At 62.7% G+C, this 16,345-nt stretch carries 21 protein-coding genes and 3 tRNA genes; 12 read left to right on the top strand and 12 right to left on the bottom strand.

The features are described 5' to 3' along the window. Together QQS52_RS11025 and QQS52_RS11020 are read right to left on the bottom strand one after the other, a co-directional pair. Positions 1 to 297 (bottom strand): transposase (locus QQS52_RS11025; RefSeq protein ID WP_472773894.1); only part of this gene is annotated, 297 nt, incomplete at its 3' end. A gap of 883 nt (positions 298 to 1,180) precedes the next feature. Continuing rightward, the gene (locus QQS52_RS11020) at positions 1,181 to 1,627 is read right to left on the bottom strand and encodes a DUF6918 family protein (RefSeq protein WP_070767840.1); all 447 of its coding nucleotides are present in this window, start codon (positions 1,625 to 1,627) and stop codon (positions 1,181 to 1,183) included. A 296-nt stretch (positions 1,628 to 1,923) separates the two neighbouring features. On the opposite strand from QQS52_RS11020, the gene QQS52_RS11015 reads away from it, so the two are divergent. Beyond that, the gene (locus tag QQS52_RS11015) at positions 1,924 to 2,343 is read left to right on the top strand and encodes a hypothetical protein (RefSeq protein WP_472773893.1); all 420 of its coding nucleotides are present in this window, start codon (positions 1,924 to 1,926) and stop codon (positions 2,341 to 2,343) included. A gap of 6 nt (positions 2,344 to 2,349) precedes the next feature. Here QQS52_RS11015 and QQS52_RS11010 read toward each other — a convergent pair whose 3' ends face one another. Both QQS52_RS11010 and QQS52_RS11005 read right to left on the bottom strand, forming a co-directional pair. Beyond that, positions 2,350 to 2,619 carry a cell filamentation protein Fic gene (locus QQS52_RS11010; protein WP_472773892.1) on the bottom strand — a complete coding sequence of 90 codons (270 nt, stop codon included), beginning with the start codon at positions 2,617 to 2,619 and terminating at the stop codon, positions 2,350 to 2,352. Beyond that, positions 2,616 to 2,825, bottom strand: a complete 210-nt coding sequence (locus QQS52_RS11005) for a CopG family transcriptional regulator (protein WP_070767843.1) — start codon at positions 2,823 to 2,825, stop codon at positions 2,616 to 2,618. Before QQS52_RS11005 ends, QQS52_RS11010 begins: the two co-directional genes overlap by 4 nt. A gap of 100 nt (positions 2,826 to 2,925) precedes the next feature. Between QQS52_RS11005 and gyrA the strand changes: the two genes are divergently transcribed. The 7 genes from gyrA (at position 2,926) to QQS52_RS10970 (ending at position 7,241) form a co-directional block, all read left to right on the top strand. After that, positions 2,926 to 5,481, top strand: coding sequence for a DNA gyrase subunit A (gyrA, locus tag QQS52_RS11000; protein ID WP_472773891.1), 2,556 nt, complete (start codon positions 2,926 to 2,928; stop codon positions 5,479 to 5,481). A gap of 3 nt (positions 5,482 to 5,484) precedes the next feature. Beyond that, positions 5,485 to 5,820, top strand: coding sequence for a DUF3566 domain-containing protein (locus QQS52_RS10995; RefSeq protein WP_472773890.1), 336 nt, complete (start codon positions 5,485 to 5,487; stop codon positions 5,818 to 5,820). 86 nt (positions 5,821 to 5,906) lie between these two features. After that, a tRNA-Ile gene (locus QQS52_RS10990) sits at positions 5,907 to 5,983 on the top strand. Between the two features lie 8 nt (positions 5,984 to 5,991). Beyond that, a tRNA-Ala gene (locus tag QQS52_RS10985) sits at positions 5,992 to 6,064 on the top strand. A gap of 137 nt (positions 6,065 to 6,201) precedes the next feature. Continuing rightward, positions 6,202 to 6,462: a hypothetical protein gene (locus tag QQS52_RS10980; protein WP_472773889.1), complete on the top strand. Its 261-nt coding sequence runs from the start codon at positions 6,202 to 6,204 to the stop codon at positions 6,460 to 6,462. 65 nt (positions 6,463 to 6,527) lie between these two features. After that, a tRNA-Ala gene (locus QQS52_RS10975) sits at positions 6,528 to 6,600 on the top strand. A gap of 158 nt (positions 6,601 to 6,758) precedes the next feature. Further along, the gene (locus QQS52_RS10970) at positions 6,759 to 7,241 is read left to right on the top strand and encodes a MarR family winged helix-turn-helix transcriptional regulator (protein WP_472773888.1); all 483 of its coding nucleotides are present in this window, start codon (positions 6,759 to 6,761) and stop codon (positions 7,239 to 7,241) included. On the opposite strand, the gene QQS52_RS10965 is transcribed toward QQS52_RS10970, so the two are convergent. The 6 genes from QQS52_RS10965 to QQS52_RS10940 form a co-directional block, all read right to left on the bottom strand. Further along, positions 7,238 to 7,783: a DNA-3-methyladenine glycosylase gene (locus tag QQS52_RS10965; protein WP_472773887.1), complete on the bottom strand. Its 546-nt coding sequence runs from the start codon at positions 7,781 to 7,783 to the stop codon at positions 7,238 to 7,240. The genes QQS52_RS10970 and QQS52_RS10965 overlap by 4 nt on opposite strands. Positions 7,784 to 7,802: 19 nt before the next feature. Further along, a complete protein-coding gene (locus QQS52_RS10960) occupies positions 7,803 to 8,117 on the bottom strand; it encodes a DODA-type extradiol aromatic ring-opening family dioxygenase (protein WP_472773895.1) in 315 nt (104 codons plus the stop codon). A 172-nt stretch (positions 8,118 to 8,289) separates the two neighbouring features. Continuing rightward, positions 8,290 to 8,538: a hypothetical protein gene (locus QQS52_RS10955; RefSeq protein WP_472773886.1), complete on the bottom strand. Its 249-nt coding sequence runs from the start codon at positions 8,536 to 8,538 to the stop codon at positions 8,290 to 8,292. 50 nt (positions 8,539 to 8,588) lie between these two features. Next, positions 8,589 to 9,119, bottom strand: a complete 531-nt coding sequence (locus QQS52_RS10950) for a GNAT family N-acetyltransferase (RefSeq protein ID WP_083319068.1) — start codon at positions 9,117 to 9,119, stop codon at positions 8,589 to 8,591. Between the two features lie 20 nt (positions 9,120 to 9,139). Next, positions 9,140 to 9,343 carry a hypothetical protein gene (locus tag QQS52_RS10945; RefSeq protein WP_472773885.1) on the bottom strand — a complete coding sequence of 68 codons (204 nt, stop codon included), beginning with the start codon at positions 9,341 to 9,343 and terminating at the stop codon, positions 9,140 to 9,142. 192 nt (positions 9,344 to 9,535) lie between these two features. Beyond that, complete coding sequence (locus QQS52_RS10940) at positions 9,536 to 10,333, bottom strand: hypothetical protein (RefSeq protein WP_472773884.1); 798 nt, start codon at positions 10,331 to 10,333, stop codon at positions 9,536 to 9,538. Between the two features lie 279 nt (positions 10,334 to 10,612). Here QQS52_RS10940 and QQS52_RS10935 point away from each other — a divergent pair, with 279 nt between their 5' ends. From QQS52_RS10935 to QQS52_RS10920, 4 genes are all read left to right on the top strand, one after another. Further along, positions 10,613 to 11,539, top strand: a complete 927-nt coding sequence (locus QQS52_RS10935) for a methylenetetrahydrofolate reductase (protein WP_472773883.1) — start codon at positions 10,613 to 10,615, stop codon at positions 11,537 to 11,539. Positions 11,540 to 11,577: 38 nt separating this feature from the next. Then, a complete protein-coding gene (gene metE, locus QQS52_RS10930) occupies positions 11,578 to 13,839 on the top strand; it encodes a 5-methyltetrahydropteroyltriglutamate--homocysteine S-methyltransferase (RefSeq protein WP_472773882.1) in 2,262 nt (753 codons plus the stop codon). A gap of 58 nt (positions 13,840 to 13,897) precedes the next feature. Continuing rightward, entirely contained in the window at positions 13,898 to 14,434 is a 537-nt protein-coding gene (locus QQS52_RS10925; protein ID WP_472773881.1) for a peptidylprolyl isomerase, read from the top strand. 133 nt (positions 14,435 to 14,567) lie between these two features. After that, positions 14,568 to 15,233 (top strand): rhomboid family intramembrane serine protease, encoded by a 666-nt coding sequence (locus QQS52_RS10920; RefSeq protein ID WP_472773880.1) that lies wholly within the window; start codon positions 14,568 to 14,570, stop codon positions 15,231 to 15,233. A 378-nt stretch (positions 15,234 to 15,611) separates the two neighbouring features. Here the strand turns inward: QQS52_RS10920 and QQS52_RS10915 are convergent, their stop codons facing one another. Both QQS52_RS10915 and crgA read right to left on the bottom strand, forming a co-directional pair. Further along, positions 15,612 to 15,962 (bottom strand): hypothetical protein, encoded by a 351-nt coding sequence (locus tag QQS52_RS10915; protein ID WP_472773879.1) that lies wholly within the window; start codon positions 15,960 to 15,962, stop codon positions 15,612 to 15,614. Positions 15,963 to 16,027: 65 nt separating this feature from the next. Beyond that, the gene (crgA, locus tag QQS52_RS10910; protein ID WP_070767856.1) at positions 16,028 to 16,300 is read right to left on the bottom strand and encodes a cell division protein CrgA; all 273 of its coding nucleotides are present in this window, start codon (positions 16,298 to 16,300) and stop codon (positions 16,028 to 16,030) included. Positions 16,301 to 16,345 lie beyond the last annotated feature (45 nt).

Below are 16,345 nucleotides of genomic sequence, written 5' to 3'. Positions count from 1 at the left end.
TTCCGCTGCGAAAAAAGCCGAAGCTGTCTTAAGAATCCCGTTTGCTCGTTTCAGTTCGCGGTTTTCGCGGCGCAGACGCTTGAGCTCTTCTTCCATTGTCTCGCCGCCTGAAGCGTCAGAATTATCGCGTACTGAAGCGCTGTCACGGTACCACGCCCGCAACGTGTGGTGAGATACTCCAAGCAGCTCACCGACCTCCGTGTAGGCGCGTTGCAGTGAGCAAGACTCCAGGCGGACCATTTCGATGATCTGATGGACCGCCTTCTCCTTGAACTCGACGGAATACTTTCTAGGCATAGTTCAATCCTTCCTTAGCTGAGGTAGGAACTAAACCCAGGACGCTTCAGTCACCAGTGTTCACACCCCCTGACCACTATCTATGGTCGCTGGCGCGCCTATTTTCATGGCACAGTACTACGACTAGGCCGTGGACTATCGAGACAGTTTCACTGCCTCGATTCACCAATTGGAGAACCAACTAGACGAGCTGAGCGCTCAGCGCCGGAATGAGGAAGGACTGAAACAGTCGATGAACTTCCTTGACTCGCTCGGTATTAGCACCACCGCAGATGATGAGATGGTCGCTCCGGTTCCATCAGCAAGTTGATGCCGATAGCGACTATGACTACGACCAAGACAACTGGCTAGCTAGTGCCCCGGATAGCGAGGGATCGGAACTTTAACGAAAATTCCGTACTCCCTTGTTGATACCTAACCCTGCTGTAAACAATGCTTACCGTACGCACCAGTGCTACCGAGAACGTAGCCGCGCCGCCGTGCATCATTGAGTAAACATTGTTTGCAGAAGTGGCTGAAGAAAGAACTTCTGATTATGGCCTTCGTCGTCCTCGGGGGATGGTTGGTACCGTCCCTCATGCAGTTGACCCGCGCGGGACGGCTGGCCGGGCCTCTGGCACAGCTCGCGGCTTGTTCTTATCCGGAGCGGGCCGCGGCGAGCACTCCATCCTCCAAGTGTGGGAGGCGGCATATCTAACAGCAGCAACGGCTTTTACCGTCTTGGTGCTGGGTATTATCGTCGTCGCACCCCTCCAGGCCTCCCTGAGTCATGGTTTTTCCCTTCGGGTTGGTGGAGCCAGCTGTGGTGGAGCCCCTTCATCATCGTGATGGGAGCGATGTTCCTGGTGACCGCAGCGATAAGAATTGCGGTTAGCCGCGCGTCTTAACCCAGGTTTCGCTGCAGGATCTGTCCCATGTCGGTGACGTAGGGCTCCAGCAGGCCGGCGGCCTTGCCGCGCAGGCTCTGGTAGGCCTTGGTGAGGGTGGCGTTGTTGACCCTGTCGGCGTGTTGGTCGGCCACGGCCAGCAGGCTGTCGATGACTTGCTGGCTGCGCGGGGACAGGAAGACGCCGAAGTCGTCGGAGTTGCTGTTGCTGAACTCCTGCCAGTAGCCCTCCAGCTCGCCCAGCACGTCGGGCAGCAGCCGGTCGATGGCCTGAGCCAGGACGTTGGGGCGAACCTTCGTGGCGGCCTTGAGGGCGGCTTTCAAGGCAAAGCCGCTGATGCCGGTCTGGCTATCGATGATCTTATCCGCCAGCTTTTCCAGGTCGGAGACGGTGGATTCCCGGCGGGGCTCTTTGAGCAGGGGAGAGAGATTGGTTGCGGTCATAGAAGATCAATCTACCGGTTGCTCCCGAGCGCGCAGGAAGACGCGCGCGCTGAGTTCGGCGAATTTCCCGCGTCCAGATTGTCATCAAAAGGCCCTTCTACGCCCACCTGCTGGAGGCGTCGACCATGCGCACGCTCCCTCACTCAAAAGAACGTTGCTTTTTCATGCAATGGCAAAGTAGGTAGGCGCTTTATCGGTGCTACGGTTGGGAACAATCGTGTACCACGGGAAAACATACTATGCGCGGAGCTACTCCCCAGTAGCTAATCTTCCCTGCCGCGTGTAGAACAATGTCTATGAAAATTGTCGTTTGCGTCATTTATGTCCGCTACCCGGATCACACCGAACCCCTTTGCGGGTTTGTCGAGTCCGAAGAGACCGCCCGGAAGATTGACGGCTGGTGGCGTGCACAACCCGGTGACATGATAGGAACCTGGGAAGATTTCGAGGTCGAGGTCGATAGCCGGGACCAGATTCTCTATGGAGTGTTCACAGGCGCACCCACTCCCGAAATCACCGATAGCAGCTTCTGGGACTTTGACCCTATCTGTTACGGGGTTTACACCGACCGAGAAGAAGCTGAGAAGGCAACTAAACCAAAGTCAATCTGGCAAGCAAACAACGGCCCTCAGAAATATGTCCTTCCATTTCGTCTGGGCTGGACATATGACCGGTACTTCCCCGACGGCAAGCCCTGGCCCCCATACCGGCTGTAGCGGAGTTTAATCTACCGGTTGCTCCCGAGCGCGCAGGAAAACGCGCGCGCTGAGTTCGGCGAAATCCTCGTTGCCGGTGTTCAGCGCCGGGAAGGCGCGCAGGCAGGTGCGCAAGGCCCGGGCGGCGGCCAGGTCAGTGGCGTGCACGGCGATGCCGTCGATGTGGGCGTGGGCGGCGGCTGAGGCCGCGGCCAGCGCTGCGAAATTGTTCACGCGGGTCGCCGGGTGCAGGCGCTGGTATTCGCGGGCGACGAGCAGCAGCTGTTCCGGGCTCATCGGGTGGACCGGATTTCCGATTCGAGCTGGGCGCGGCCGGGCAGCAGGGAGCGGGCGAGGTCCTGGACGGCGGCATCGTTAAGCGCGCGGGCGGCCGCCAAAGTCACGGCGCGGACGACGGCCTCGTGTTTGGAGGTGCCCCACGCGGACGCCAGCAGGGTCAGCGCGTGGTCTTGATCGGGGGACAGTCGTAAGGTCATGGCCATGCCCGAAATGGTATCACTGTGATACCAGATATAACCTTTTCGGGACATTCTGGGCCCGTGAATGCCCCTCTGCGCCTTTGTCCCAGTACAATAGGTGGTTATGAGTGACAACAATAATGAAAATTTCGATCGGATTTTTCCGATTGATATTAACCAGGAGATGGAGTCGAGTTATATCGACTACGCCATGTCCGTTATCGTCGGCCGTGCCCTCCCGGAGGTCCGCGACGGCCTGAAGCCGGTGCACCGCCGCATCCTCTACGCGATGTTCGACTCGGGCTACCGCCCGGAGCGCAGCTACGTGAAGTCCGCCCGCCCGGTCTCTGACACCATGGGTCAGTTCCACCCCCACGGCGACTCCGCCATTTACGACACCTTGGTCCGCCTGGCGCAGTCCTGGAACATGCGCTACCCGCTGGTTGACGGCCAGGGCAACTTCGGTTCCCGCGGCAACGACGGCCCAGCCGCAATGCGTTACACCGAGTGTAAGATGACGCCGCTGGCCATGGAGATGGTCCGCGATATCCGCGAAAACACCGTCGACTTCTCCCCGAACTACGACGGTAAGACCTCAGAGCCGGACGTTTTGCCGTCCCGCGTGCCGAACCTGCTGATGAACGGCTCCGGCGGTATCGCCGTGGGCATGGCCACCAACATCCCGCCGCACAACCTCAACGAGCTGGCCGAAGCCATCTACTGGCTGCTGGACAACCCGAACGCCAGCGAGGAAGAAGCCCTGGCCGCCTGTATGGAGCGCGTGAAGGGCCCGGATTTCCCGACCGCCGGCCTGATTGTGGGCGACAACGGCATCAAGGACGCCTACACCACCGGCCGCGGTTCCATCCGCATGCGCGGCGTGACCAGCATCGAAGAGCATGGCTCCCGCCAGACCATCGTCATTACCGAGCTGCCCTACCAGGTCAACCCGGATAATCTCATCTCCAACGTCGCGGAGTCCGTGGCCAACGGCAAGATCGCCGGCATCTCCAAGATTGAGGACGAGTCCTCCGACCGCGTGGGCATGCGCATTGTCGTCACCCTCAAGCGCGACGCCGTGGCTCGCGTGGTCCTCAACAACCTCTACAAGCACTCCCAGCTGCAGACCTCCTTCGGCGCCAACATGCTCTCCATCGTCGATGGCGTGCCGCGCACCCTGCGCCTGGATCAGATGCTGTCCTACTACGTGGCCCACCAGATCGAGGTCATCGTCCGGCGTACCCAGTACCGCCTGGACGAAGCCGAGAAGCGTGCCCACATCCTGCGCGGTCTGGTCAAGGCCCTCGACATGCTGGACGAGGTCATCGCCCTTATCCGCCGCAGCCCCACCGTGGACGAGGCCCGCGAGGGTCTGAAGTCCCTGCTGGACGTGGACGACGTCCAGGCGGACGCCATCCTGGCCATGCAGCTGCGCCGCCTGGCCGCCCTGGAGCGCCAGAAGATCGTCGACGAATTGGCCGAGATTGAAGAAGTCATCGCTGACCTGAAGGACATCCTGGCCAACGAGACCCGCCAGCGCCAGATCGTGCACGACGAGCTCGCCGAGATCGTGGAAAAGTACGGCGACGAGCGTCGCACCCAGATCGTTGCCGCGACCGGCGACGTCACGGACGAAGACCTCATCGCCCGCGAAAACGTCGTGGTCACCATCACCGGCACCGGCTACGCCAAGCGCACCAAGGTGGATTCCTACAAGGCCCAAAAGCGCGGCGGCAAGGGCGTGCGCGGCGCGGAGTTGAAGCAGGACGACATCGTCAAGAACTTCTTCATCTGCTCCACCCACGACTGGATCCTGTTCTTCACCAACTTCGGCCGGGTCTACCGCCTCAAGGCCTACGAGCTGCCGGAGGCCGGCCGCGCCGCCCGCGGCCAGCACGTGGCCAACCTGCTGGAGTTCCAGCCGGAGGAAAAGATCGCCCAGATCATTCAGATCCAGTCCTACGAGGACGCCCCGTACCTGGTGCTGGCCACCCAGCAGGGCCGGGTCAAGAAGTCGCGACTGACCGACTACGAGTCCGCGCGCTCGGCCGGGCTCATCGCCATCAACCTGAACGAGGGCGACGCGCTCATCGGCGCATCCCTGGTGGGCGAAGGTGACGACATCCTGCTCACCTCGGAGCAGGGCCAGGCAATTCGCTTCACCGCTGACGACGACCAGCTGCGCCCGATGGGCCGGGCGACCGCCGGCGTGAAGGGTATGCGCTTCAAGGGCGACGACCAGCTGCTGTCCATGTCCGTCGTCCACGACGGCGAGTTCCTGCTGGTGGCCACCTCCGGCGGCTACGGCAAGCGCACCGCCATCGAGGAATACAGCCCGCAGGGCCGCGGTGGCATGGGCGTAATGACCTTCAAGTACAACCCGAAGCGCGGCAAGCTCATTGCCGCCATCTCGGTGGATGAGGAAGACGAGATCTTTGCCATCACCTCCGCTGGCGGTGTGGTCCGTACCGAGGTCAACCAGATCCGCCCGTCCTCGCGCGCTACTATGGGCGTGCGCTTGGTCAACCTGGCCGACGGCGTGGAGCTTTTGGCCATCGACCGCAACGTTGAAGAAAGCGGCGAAGAAGAAGCCAAAGCGGTAGCTAAGGGCGAAAAGACCGTGGAAGACGTTCAGGCCGAACAGCTCAAGGCGAACGATTCCGCCAAGGACGAGGAGTAATACATGGCACGACGGGAAGTAACGCTTTCGCGCATCGCACCGGTCTCCGCCTTCAAGGTGGGCATGGCGATGGCCCTGGTCGGGCTCATCGCCTGGTTGCTGGCCGTGACCCTGCTCTACTTCGGCATGGCTGCCGCGGGCATCTGGGACTCGGTCAACGCGCTCGTCGGTGACGTGGGCGGTGATTTTCATGTCACCTTCGGCGTGGTCTTTTCCGCCTGCGCCCTCGTGGGCGCCATTATGGCTATTTTGGTAGCCATTGTCGTTCCGGTGATAGCGATTATCTACAACGCCATCGCGGAGCTTTTCGGTGGGTTAACTTGCGACTTCGATGACTAGGTAAACTTTCCGTGAATACCCTCTTCGACCTGGCGATTTGCTAAAGGTTGAAGGGGGTATGTAAAGTTCATAGTCGTTCCACACAGGGGCCTATAGCTCAGTCGGTTAGAGCGCATCGCTGATAACGATGAGGTCGCTGGTTCGATTCCAGCTAGGCCCACCACGGAACATGGGGCATTAGCTCAATTGGTAGAGCACCTGCTTTGCAAGCAGGAGGTCAGGAGTTCGATTCTCCTATGCTCCACAATCATCACAAACGCCAGGCGAAACCGCCTGGCGTTTTTTCTTTCCCTGCCCGGTCCCGAGGATCGTACTAGTGTGGTGTTCACTGATTAATGAAAACCTTATGCCGTGTGCGGCAGAGAGTGCAGGAAAATTATCATGGCGGAGTTCTATTTCAACCACCCGTTTGCCGAGGCCAAGCTGCGGGTGGAAGCGCCCGCCGGCTCCCGTTACGTGGTGGTGTCCCAGCGCAGCGACCAGGATCTAGAGATCCTGGATACCTTCGATGATTACGACGCCGCCCGCGAGCTGGTCATGCGCACTCTCCAGGACGCCGCCAACCACATCGATGAGATGGGCTACGGCGAAGACGTCAAGACTACCCACCTGCGCCTAAAGCCGCTTCCCGAATTCGCCTAAAGTCGCAGCTCGGCGTCCCGATTTTTAGGCACCGGCCCCACCGGAGTACGCTTTAAAGACATAATGGGGCTATAGCTCAGTTGGTAGAGCGTCGCGTTCGCAATGCGAAGGTCAGGGGTTCGATTCCCCTTAGCTCCACTACCGTGCAGGACCTGACCCCGGAAACGTTGTTTTCCGGGGTCAGGTTCTTATTTTTTACAGTGCCGCCCATGCTTTTTGGAGCGGATGGAGACATTGCTGAGAAATATATTCGCTTCAGCTTTTAAGCGTTGTGTTTCCCGACTACAATACGGTGCATGAACGAAGAACCGCAGTGGCTCGACGAGGAAGAGCTGGAAGCCTTCATGTCCCTCATGGCCGTCAACATCCGGCTGACTGCTGTCCTCGACGCCCAGCTGCGGGAGGACGCGGGACTGAGCTTCTTCGATTACACGGTGATGTCTCGCCTGTCTGAGGCCCCGGAGCGCCGCATGCGCATGCGGGAGCTGGCGATTACGGCCAACGGCTCCCTGTCGCGCCTGAGTCAGGTGGTCACTCGGCTGGAGAAGAAGAGCTGGGTCGAGCGTTTCCCGGATCCCAACGACGGGCGCACAACCTTTGCCAAGCTCACCGATGCCGGCTGGGACAAGGTCGTCGCCAGCGCCCCGGGGCACGCCCGCCAGGCCCGATCGGTGGTCGCGGACAAGCTCACCCGCTCCCAGATCCGCACCATGACGCAGGTGAACAACCGCATTATTAAGGCCATTGAGGAAGACCCCCGTTTCGGCGGGCGTTTCTAGGCCGGGTATCCGCGCCGGCGGGACACGCTTTTATCCCAGGGGATCCAGAAGCGGTAGGGCGCCTGCTGGTTCTTCGAAATTCCAATCCGCGGCCCGGCCACCCATTCGGGCTCGGCCGCGCGGGGCTCCAGCTCGACGGGGGAGGAGTTGTCCTCGAGCGTGAAGCCTAGGGCTTGACCGAGGTTGCCGGGACCGCGCGCTAGGTTATAAAAATCGGTCTCGCCGCGGCGGGAATAGGCTAGTTCTTGGCCGACGACCACTTCGCCGGCGCGCAGCAGGCAGCCCTGGCCGGTGCCTTCCGGCGCACAGACGATGTTGCCGTTGCGGTGGATGCCGTAGGAGGAGTAAACGTACAGCCTGCCCGGCGGGCCGAACATGGTCGCGTTCCGCGGGGTCTTGCCGCGAAAGGTGTGCGCGGCCGGGTCCTCGGTGCCCAGGTAGGCCTCGACCTCGGTAAGCCGGACCGCCACGCCGCCGAAGTGAAAGATGCAGCCCAAAAGCTGCGGGGCGACCACGTGGGCGGGGGCGGAAAAATCAATCATGACCCCAGACTAATAGAGGCTAGTAGACCTCGATCGAGCGGATGTGGTTGCCCAGGCCCTTGCAGGTAAAGACCGTGCGGGCGCTGGTGGGGTCGTTGGCCGCGCCCATCGCCAACAGTAGCGGGACGTAGTGATCGGCGGTGGGGTGGGCAATCCGCGCGCCCGGGCCTTGGTGCAGGTAGTCGGTCAGGGCGTCCACGTTGCCGGAGTGGATGTTGGCCGCGGCCCACTCGTCGAAGGCGTCGAGGTGGCCGGAGAGCTCGGGATTGCGGAAGCCCGCGAAGGAGTGGGTCATGTACTCGCTGCCGATGACCAGGATGCCCTCCGCGCGCAGCGGGAGCAGCTTCTCGCCCAGGTCCAGCAGGTCCTGTGGGTTCAGGTTGGGCGAGCTCCCCAGCGTCCGGGGTGGGGTAGCGCAGGGTGAGGTACTCCGGGTCGAAGCCGGAGAAGTCGTATAACAGCGGGGAATCGGCCGCCGTGGCGTTGATGGCCACCGGCGCGTTTTCCTAGTGCGCGGAGACCACTACGATGGCTCGCGGTTTTGGCAGGGAGCGCGACCAGTCGTAGAGGTCGTTCATCCAGCCGTGGTTGCCCAGTGCCGGCGGGGCGCCGTGGCTAATGAAAAGGGCTGGCAGGGGGCCGTCGGCCGGCTCCCACCGGCGGTGCAGGTGGGTCTCGGGGAGGGCGCGTTCGCGCAGATCGTAGATGGCGCCGGCCGGGCGAGCGGGGTTGAATTCTTCGGCGAGGGTGGGCATGGGGAACTCTCCTTTACTTAAAGTGTAAAGTACGTCAAGCCCACGAATGCTTAATCTGTAAAGCGTTTGACGAGAATCAGGTGGCCGTTGCGCTCGCCCTCTTGCTCAAAGCCCAAGTACTGGTAGAGCCGGTGGGCGCGGGGGTTGTCCGGATCCACCGCCAGGGAGATTCCGGGAGTGCCCAGCTTGCGGGCCAGCTCGGTGGCGGCTTGGATGAGCGAGGTTCCAATTCCTTGGCCCTTGTAGCGGCCCTCCACCGCGAGCGCGAGCTCCGGGATACCCTCCTCGGCGTGGCCGAAGCCGTGGCTTTCTTCCGTGCCCCACATCAGCCACACGCCCCCGGCCGGGACATAGGCGTCCCAGGCGATGAACCCGCCCTCGTTCGGGTTCCACGCCGCTACGTAGTACTCGTAATCCTTATCGAAATGCTCAGAGATCTCGCCGAATTCGTCCCCGAAAGTATCGGTCAAGAAATTCAGGCGCGCGATGTAGGTGCGATCCGATTCCTGGGTCGCTCGCAGCTCGATCTGCAGCTGGTCAGAATTCTGGTTTAGCTTGTCATCCTGTGTCTGAGAGTCCATGCGCGCCATTGTAGGCCGCGCTAAGCCAGGTGATAGTTGGCCACCTCGTGGCCAACGAATTCGCGGGCCACCCCGGACTCGTCCACGGAGCGGAACACGGTGTCGTTCTCAATCGCAAAGCGCAGGTTTTCCACCCGGTTCGACGGATCCCCGACTATCGGCCCCGCGGTAAAGTAAAAAGTCTCCCCGTTAGTAAGTTTTACCGTCAAAGATTCAATACTCATCTAGCTGAAGCTCCTTGCTTCCGACCGATCGAAGTGCACAACGTTGTTCTCCATAAATTACTATCCGGGGTGCTATAGAATCTAATTAGAAGGTCCGAATGAGATCTATGTAATAAAGAAGCCACCCCCGAAAGTAAGTGCAACAGTGTACTTCACTTCGCGGGAGTGGCGGAAGCTGCGGGGGTGAAAGGACTAGTCCTCGTCCTCGCGCAGGCGGTGCTTGCCCTCGTTATCCGAGTCGTCGGTTAGGCGGGCGGTGCCCTCCTCTGGACGCTCAGCGGTCTCCGCCTGGTGGTTGGCCAGCTGGGCGTCCAGGGAGCCGAGCAGCTCCTCGTCGCGGTCCACCACGCCTTCTTCCACCTGGGTGGACATCGGCTTCTCCGTGGTCGAGGTGTAGACCAGAGTGGAGCCGGCGGTCTGCTCGTTGCCGCCGAATTCCTCGACGCGCGGCGGCTGCTCCGACGGGGTGTCGTTGCGGCGCAGCCAGTAGTAGACGCCGCCGCCGATAGCGGCCACCGCGGCCACGACCGCAGCGATAGGCCAGAACGCGGAGCGGATCTGCTTCTTCTGCTTCTTGGCCGCCTGCTTGCGGGCCTTCTTGGCGGCCTTGGTGGCGGACTTGCGGGAGTCTTGGGCGCGGCGCTCCAGCTGGTTGGCCTTCTTCTGGGACTTCTTGCGGGCTTCGGTGGCGGACTTGCGCAGGTTGGCCGTGGCGTTTTCGGTCTTGTCCTTTGCCTTGTCCTGGGCTTCGTTCGCCTGGGACTTGATGTCTTCGAGGGCGCGCTCCAGGCGGGAGTGGGCGGCCTGGGTCACGCGACCGGCCTCCTTGCGGGACTCGGGGAACCAGTCCTGGGTGTGGTTGTCCACCTTGTCCGCGGCCTCCTCTAAAGCGTCGTAAGCCTGGCGGGCCTTTTCGTCCCGGAACTCAGTGAACTGGTTCCACAGGGACGAACCGACTCGGTAGGCCACGTTCAAGCTGCCAAGATTCATGGTTTCTCCTAAGTAAAGGTTTATTAATCGTTCCTAGTCCAGCCTAGTGAAGTTTTAGGCGGGACGGCAATAGGAGGGGCTGAGACCACAGCCGGGTATAGACCGCTTGGTTCATTTTGGGTCGCGTTTTATTCACGCGAAAATCGGAGATCGCTACAGCTACTGCGGTTTTAAAGGTATTACGTTTGGAAAACGCTGGTGTCAAAAATGAACAGCTTGGTACATTTTTCGCTAAGTACAAGCCCACTACCAGCAGAGGAGGTCACCGTGGTCCCCCGGATGTCTGCTTCCGCGCCACTAGACCAAAACGAGCTGCAGGTCTACCCGGCGCCGGCGCCACAGCGCACTGCCCTGTCCTTCGAAGTCATCCCGCCGCGCCACGACGCGGATGCCGCCAAGGTCAACGGCCTGCTCGAAGCCTTGAGCTCCTACCACCCCGACTACATCGCGGTCACCAGTTCCCAGCGCTCCGGCTGGCTGCGCGGCACCGCCGCCTTCATCGAGCGCATCGCCCAGCGCACCCAGATGCGCCCGCTCGCGCACCTGGCCTGCACCGCCGGCACCCGCGCGGAGCTCATCGGCTGGATCGACACGCTCGTCGATGCCGGCGTGCGCGGGTTGCTGGCCCTGCGCGGCGACCTCGCTCCGGGGCAGACTTCGCTGCCGGAGGGCTACCTGCCGCACGCCGACGACCTGGTGCGGCTGGTCCGCGAGTGGGAGCAGTCCCAGGCCGCCCGCTTCGCCGCCGGGCGCTTGGCCGTGGGCGTGGCCTGCTACCCGCAGGGGCACGCCGAATCCCGCGACGCCGACGAGGACATCGACGTCTTGTTGACTAAGCAGCGCTGCGGCGCCGACTTCGCCATCACCCAGCTCTTCTTCGACGCCGCGGACTACCACCGCTTCGCCGAGCGAGCCCACCTGGCCGGGGTGAATATCCCGCTGATCCCGGGCATCATGCCCATGACCAGCGCCAAGCGCCTGGCGCGCATGGGCGAGCTCACCGGCCTGCCCGTTCCGGCGCCGGTAGTTAACCGCCTAGCCCAGGCGCGGGACCCGGCCGAGGAGCACGAGATCGGCTTGGAGCTGACCGCCCAGCTGGCCCGCGAGGTCTTAGCCGGGGGTGCGGGCGGGTTGCACGTCTATACCCACAACAACGCCGCCGTGACCCAGGACCTGCTGGACCGAGTGGGCATCGCCGCCGCCTAAACCGCAATCAGAACGAAAAATTTAAGGAGAACATCACCATGACTTCACCGAAGAAATTCCCCGCCGTGACCATCGAGGGTTATCCCCGGGTCGGTGCGAACCGCGAGCTCAAGAAGGCCCTCGAGGCCTACTGGGCCGGGCGCATCGACGAGGCCAGCTTCGAATCCGCCGCCCATTCGCTGCGCGTGGACACCTACGCCCGCCTCAAGGACCTCGGTCTCGACGAGGACTACTCCATCCCAGCGGACGTGGCCTATTACGACCAAGTGCTGGAAACCGCCCTGACCGTCGGCGCGGTGCCGGGGCTGACGCTGGACGATGAGTTCACCCTCGCCCGCGGCAACGCCGACAAGGCGCCGCTGGAGATGACCAAGTGGTTTGATACCAACTACCACTACATCGTCCCGGAGATCGCCGACGACCAGGGCTTTAGCGCCCACCCGGACCGCCTGCTGAAGCTGGTGGACGAAGCCCGCCAGGCTGGCCACACCGTCCGCCCCTACCTCGTCGGCCCGGTCACGCTGCTGGCCCTGTCTAAGCCGGCCGAGGGTGCGACCAAACAGCCCCTGGAGCGCCTGGCGGAGCTGGTCGTCGTCTACCAGGAGCTGCTGGCAGCCCTGCACGTCAAAGGCGTGGAATGGGTCCAGCTGGCCGAGCCCGCCGTGGTAGCTGATCTGGCGGTGGCCAGCGACGCGGAACTAGCCTCCCACCTGGCCGAGGCCTACCGCGCCATCCTGGGCACGCAGACCCGCCCGAACGTCTACCTGACCACCCCGTACGGCGCGGCCCGCGCGAGCCTCGACGTCCTTGAGGATCTGGCTCCGGAGGCCGTGCAGGTGGATCTCAGCGTGGGCACGCTCGGCCAGGAGCCGGGTTACCTCGACCGGGTGGCAAAGCTGGCGGCCAAGACCCACCTGGTGGCCGGCCTGGTGGACGGGCGCAACGTTTGGGCGGCCAACCTGCACGACCTGCGGGAGAAGTTCGAGCGGCTGCCCGGGGCATCGGTGTCCACCTCGGTTTCCCTGCAGCACGTGCCGCACACCGTGGAGGCCGAAAAGAACCTGCCCGTGGATGTGGCCGGCTGGTTCTCCTTCGCGGATGAGAAGATCGCCGAGGTTGTCGCACTCGCCGCGGGGCCGGAGGCGGCCCCGCAGGCCTTCGCCAAGGCCGACCGCGCGGTGCGCACCCGCGCCGAATCCACCCGCACCCACAACGCGGACGTGCAGGCCCGCACCGCGGGCCTGCCGCACGGGGCCGTGAGCCGCGAGCCCGCCTTTGCTGAGCGCAACCGCGCCCAGAAGGAGTTGCTCAAGCTGCCGCCGCTGCCGACGACCACCATCGGCTCCTTCCCGCAGACGCCGGAGATCCGGGCGGCCCGCGCGAAGCATAAGGCCGGTGAGCTCAGCGACGCCGCTTACACGGAGGCCCTCAAGCGGGAAATCGCCAGCGTGGTAGCCCTGCAGGAGGAACTGGGCCTGGACGTGTTGGTCCACGGCGAGGCCGAGCGCAACGACATGGTCCAGTACTTCGCGGAGCTGCTCGACGGCTTCGTGGTCACCGAAAACGGCTGGGTGCAGTCCTACGGCTCCCGCTGCACCCGCCCGCCGATAGTCGTCGGGGACATCTCCCGCCCGGCGCCCATGACCGTGGAGTGGACCTCGTACGCGCAGTCGCTGACCGAGCGCCCCGTCAAGGGGATGCTCACCGGCCCGGTGACCATCCTGGCCTGGTCTTTCGTGCGCGACGACGTCCCGCAATCGGTCTCCGCGGATCAGCTGGGCGTGGCCTTGGCCGACGAGGTCCGGGACCTAGAGGACGCCGGGGTGGGGATCATCCAGATCGATGAGCCGGCCCTGCGCGAGCTGCTCCCGCTGCGCGCGGAAGACCGCGCCGAGTACCTGGACTGGGCGGTGCGCGCCTTCCGCCTGGTGGCGCTTGAATCCCAGCCCACCACGCAGATCCACACCCACCTGTGCTACTCCGAGTTCGGCCAGATCATCGACGCCGTGGCGGCGCTCGATGCCGACGTCACCTCCATCGAGGCGGCGCGCTCCCGCATGGAGCTGCTCGAGGACTTGGACGAGAAGTTCCACTCCGAAATTGGGCCGGGCATCTACGACATCCACTCGCCGCGCGTGCCGTCGGTTGAGGAGATGGCGGAGCTCATCCGCGCGGCGCTGAAGAACGTGCCGGCGGAGCGCCTGTGGATTAACCCCGACTGCGGCCTGAAGACCCGCGGCTACGAGGAGACGACTGCCTCCCTGCGCAACATGGTCCGCGCGCGCGACGCCGTGGTCTAGCCCGCGATCGCTGAGGGCGTGCCGCCGCACGCGGCGCGCCCTTGCTTCATTATCTATAATGGCGGGCATGACTCAGAAGACCGCTACAGCAACTCTGCACACCAACTTGGGTGACATTGTTATTGACTTGTTCGGTAACCATGCGCCGGTTACCGTAGAAAACTTCATCGGCCTGGCCAAGGGTGACAAGGAATACGCCACCCAGAACGCTAAGGGCGAGCAGTCCGGCCCGTTCTACGACGGGGCCATCTTCCACCGCATCATTGACAACTTCATGATCCAGGGCGGCGACCCGACCGGCACCGGCCGCGGCGGCCCCGGCTACCAGTTCCAGGATGAGTTCCACCCGGAGCTGCAGTTCGATCGCCCGTTCCTGCTGGCCATGGCCAACGCCGGCCCGGGCACCAACGGTTCCCAGTTCTTCATCACCGTGGCTGCCACCCCGCACCTGAACAACCACCACACCATCTTCGGTGAGGTCACCGATGCCGAGTCCCAGGACGTCGTGTCGAAGATCGCCAAGGTCGACACCGACCGCATGGACCGCCCGCGCGAAGACGTGGTCATCGAATCCGTGGAGATCGCCGAGGCCTAAGCCCTAGGCTCCCGCGATGAGCCCTCCCACCCGCCCCGCCGCATCAGCCGGCCGGGCGGGCTTTTTGCTATCTGCTTCCTCCTAGCCTTCCTTGTTTTCGCCCCTTGGTTTCACAGAAAGCCTCGTTTTAACCATGACTTTCGAACAGCATCTGCGTTCCTATTACCGCACCGCCCCTGTCACCGCCTGGATCGTGGCCGTCAACTGCGTGGTGTGGCTGGCCACCGCCGTCCAGTCCCGGTCTGTGACCGGCAGCTACCACCACTCCTCGCTGGCGCTGAGCTGGAGTCTCTGGGGCCCCGAATTTTCCGCCGGGCACTACTGGCAGGCGGTCACCAGCGCCTTCATGCACCTGGGGCTAGGCCACCTGGCGGTGAATATGTTCCTGCTGGTGCTTATCGGGAGGGAGATTGAGACCTACCTGGGTTCGGCGCGGTACGCCCTGGTCTATCTGGCGGCGATGCTGGGGGCTTCGGCCAGCATCGTGTGGATGGCCTTCACTCAGCCGACTGCCGGCGCCTCCGGCGCGCTCTTCGCCCTCATGGTGGTCCTGGTGGCCGTGAACTACCAAAGGCGCACCGATCTGCGCGCGCCCATCGTGCTTGTGGTGGTCAACATCGCCTACACCTTCCTCGCCACGGGTGTGTCCCTGTGGGGTCACCTGGGCGGCGTCGCGGTGGGCGTGGTGCTGGCACTGTGCGTGGCCGCCCGAAACCCCAAAAACTCCGGCTGGGGTGTCGCAGCGACCGTGGTGGCGGCATTCGTGTTATTGGTGGCGCGAGCAGGCCTTTGGGGATAGGTGCGGCGTGTTATCCACGCGCGCAAGTGTTCGAAAAGATTTCACACCCGTTGTCCACATTGTGGATAACTACATTTTTGTAATTTTCGAACGCTTGTGTGTTTTTCGAATGACAAATCCCAGCGTAGCGATCATTTTTCGAAATTTTAAACCGGTGTGGAAGCGGGGAGAAAAGTTATCCACAGGCTGTGGTGAATTCTGTGAATTACGGATTTTCACACTTTTATCCCCAACCTGTGGATAACTTTTTACCCAACGGTGTCAGCAAAAACCCTGCTTACACTCTTGTAATTTATAAAAGTGCAGGTGAGTGCCCCGGTGGAAAACTTGGGGACACTGTGGAGAACTCTGTAGTGGAGAACTCTGCGGTGGAGAATCTCAGAGGCGGGGCAGCTGCGTCCAGCGAAGGCCGAGATCCGTGCCCCGGCCGAAGAACTCGTACGCGCGCTCCGTGCCGTCCTGGATGCCGTCGGCGACGTCCTCGCCGCCGGAGGTAATATCCACGGTCAGCGGCTCTTGGGAGCGGACAGCGGCCACCCACCCGCCGGAGACGTATGCGCCGTCCTCGGTGCGTTCGAGGCTGTCCAGGAAGGCGGCCAGCGCCGCCTGGGCGCTATCGCGCTCGCCGTCGGTGACAACAAGCCGGACCGTCGCCGGGGTGCCGTCGTTGTGCGGGGGATTGTCCCACAGCCAGTCGTAGTCCATCTGATATTCGCGGTTAGTGCTCATGCGCCAAAGACTTCGTGAAAAAGGCATGAAAAAAGGCGGCCAAAGGCCGCCTTCGAGGCAAAACTTTAGCGCCAGCCCATGGTCATCAGGAGACCGATGATGGCCAGGCCGAAGCCGATGAGGTAGTTCCACGGGCCGAGCTCCTGCATGAGCGGGATGTGCTCGCCGGCCAGGTAGTTGACCACGATCCAGGCTAGCCCGATGAGCATCAGGCCGAGCATCAGCACGATGTACCACTTGGAGGTGCCCTCCGAGTTGATCTTGACCGGGGTGCGGTTCGCAGACGAGCTGGCGGTCGAGCTGATCGGGGCGTTCTTCGAAATCTTGGCCTTTGGCATGTTCTTTCCTAACTTTGGTGAGCGGGCGGGGCGGATTCGGGCCGG

It is taken from the genome of Corynebacterium sp. 1103A, assembly GCF_055700955.1.
This window is presented reverse-complemented; position numbering and strand designations above follow the sequence as displayed.

Bases quoted from the DNA above. Each gene is read 5' to 3' on its own strand.
- QQS52_RS11020 (WP_070767840.1), bottom strand. From the start codon at position 1,627: ATGACCGCAACCAATCTCTCTCCCCTGCTCAAAGAGCCCCGCCGGGAA.
- QQS52_RS11015 (WP_472773893.1), top strand. From the start codon at position 1,924: ATGAAAATTGTCGTTTGCGTCATTTATGTCCGCTACCCGGATCACACC.
- QQS52_RS11010 (WP_472773892.1), bottom strand. From the start codon at position 2,619: ATGAGCCCGGAACAGCTGCTGCTCGTCGCCCGCGAATACCAGCGCCTG.
- QQS52_RS11005 (WP_070767843.1), bottom strand. From the start codon at position 2,825: ATGGCCATGACCTTACGACTGTCCCCCGATCAAGACCACGCGCTGACC.
- gyrA (WP_472773891.1), top strand. From the start codon at position 2,926: ATGAGTGACAACAATAATGAAAATTTCGATCGGATTTTTCCGATTGAT.
- QQS52_RS10995 (WP_472773890.1), top strand. From the start codon at position 5,485: ATGGCACGACGGGAAGTAACGCTTTCGCGCATCGCACCGGTCTCCGCC.
- QQS52_RS10980 (WP_472773889.1), top strand. From the start codon at position 6,202: ATGGCGGAGTTCTATTTCAACCACCCGTTTGCCGAGGCCAAGCTGCGG.
- QQS52_RS10970 (WP_472773888.1), top strand. From the start codon at position 6,759: ATGAACGAAGAACCGCAGTGGCTCGACGAGGAAGAGCTGGAAGCCTTC.
- QQS52_RS10965 (WP_472773887.1), bottom strand. From the start codon at position 7,783: ATGATTGATTTTTCCGCCCCCGCCCACGTGGTCGCCCCGCAGCTTTTG.
- QQS52_RS10955 (WP_472773886.1), bottom strand. From the start codon at position 8,538: ATGCCCACCCTCGCCGAAGAATTCAACCCCGCTCGCCCGGCCGGCGCC.
- QQS52_RS10950 (WP_083319068.1), bottom strand. From the start codon at position 9,119: ATGGACTCTCAGACACAGGATGACAAGCTAAACCAGAATTCTGACCAG.
- QQS52_RS10945 (WP_472773885.1), bottom strand. From the start codon at position 9,343: ATGAGTATTGAATCTTTGACGGTAAAACTTACTAACGGGGAGACTTTT.
- QQS52_RS10940 (WP_472773884.1), bottom strand. From the start codon at position 10,333: ATGAATCTTGGCAGCTTGAACGTGGCCTACCGAGTCGGTTCGTCCCTG.
- QQS52_RS10935 (WP_472773883.1), top strand. From the start codon at position 10,613: ATGTCTGCTTCCGCGCCACTAGACCAAAACGAGCTGCAGGTCTACCCG.
- metE (WP_472773882.1), top strand. From the start codon at position 11,578: ATGACTTCACCGAAGAAATTCCCCGCCGTGACCATCGAGGGTTATCCC.
- QQS52_RS10925 (WP_472773881.1), top strand. From the start codon at position 13,898: ATGGCGGGCATGACTCAGAAGACCGCTACAGCAACTCTGCACACCAAC.
- QQS52_RS10920 (WP_472773880.1), top strand. From the start codon at position 14,568: ATGACTTTCGAACAGCATCTGCGTTCCTATTACCGCACCGCCCCTGTC.
- QQS52_RS10915 (WP_472773879.1), bottom strand. From the start codon at position 15,962: ATGAGCACTAACCGCGAATATCAGATGGACTACGACTGGCTGTGGGAC.
- crgA (WP_070767856.1), bottom strand. From the start codon at position 16,300: ATGCCAAAGGCCAAGATTTCGAAGAACGCCCCGATCAGCTCGACCGCC.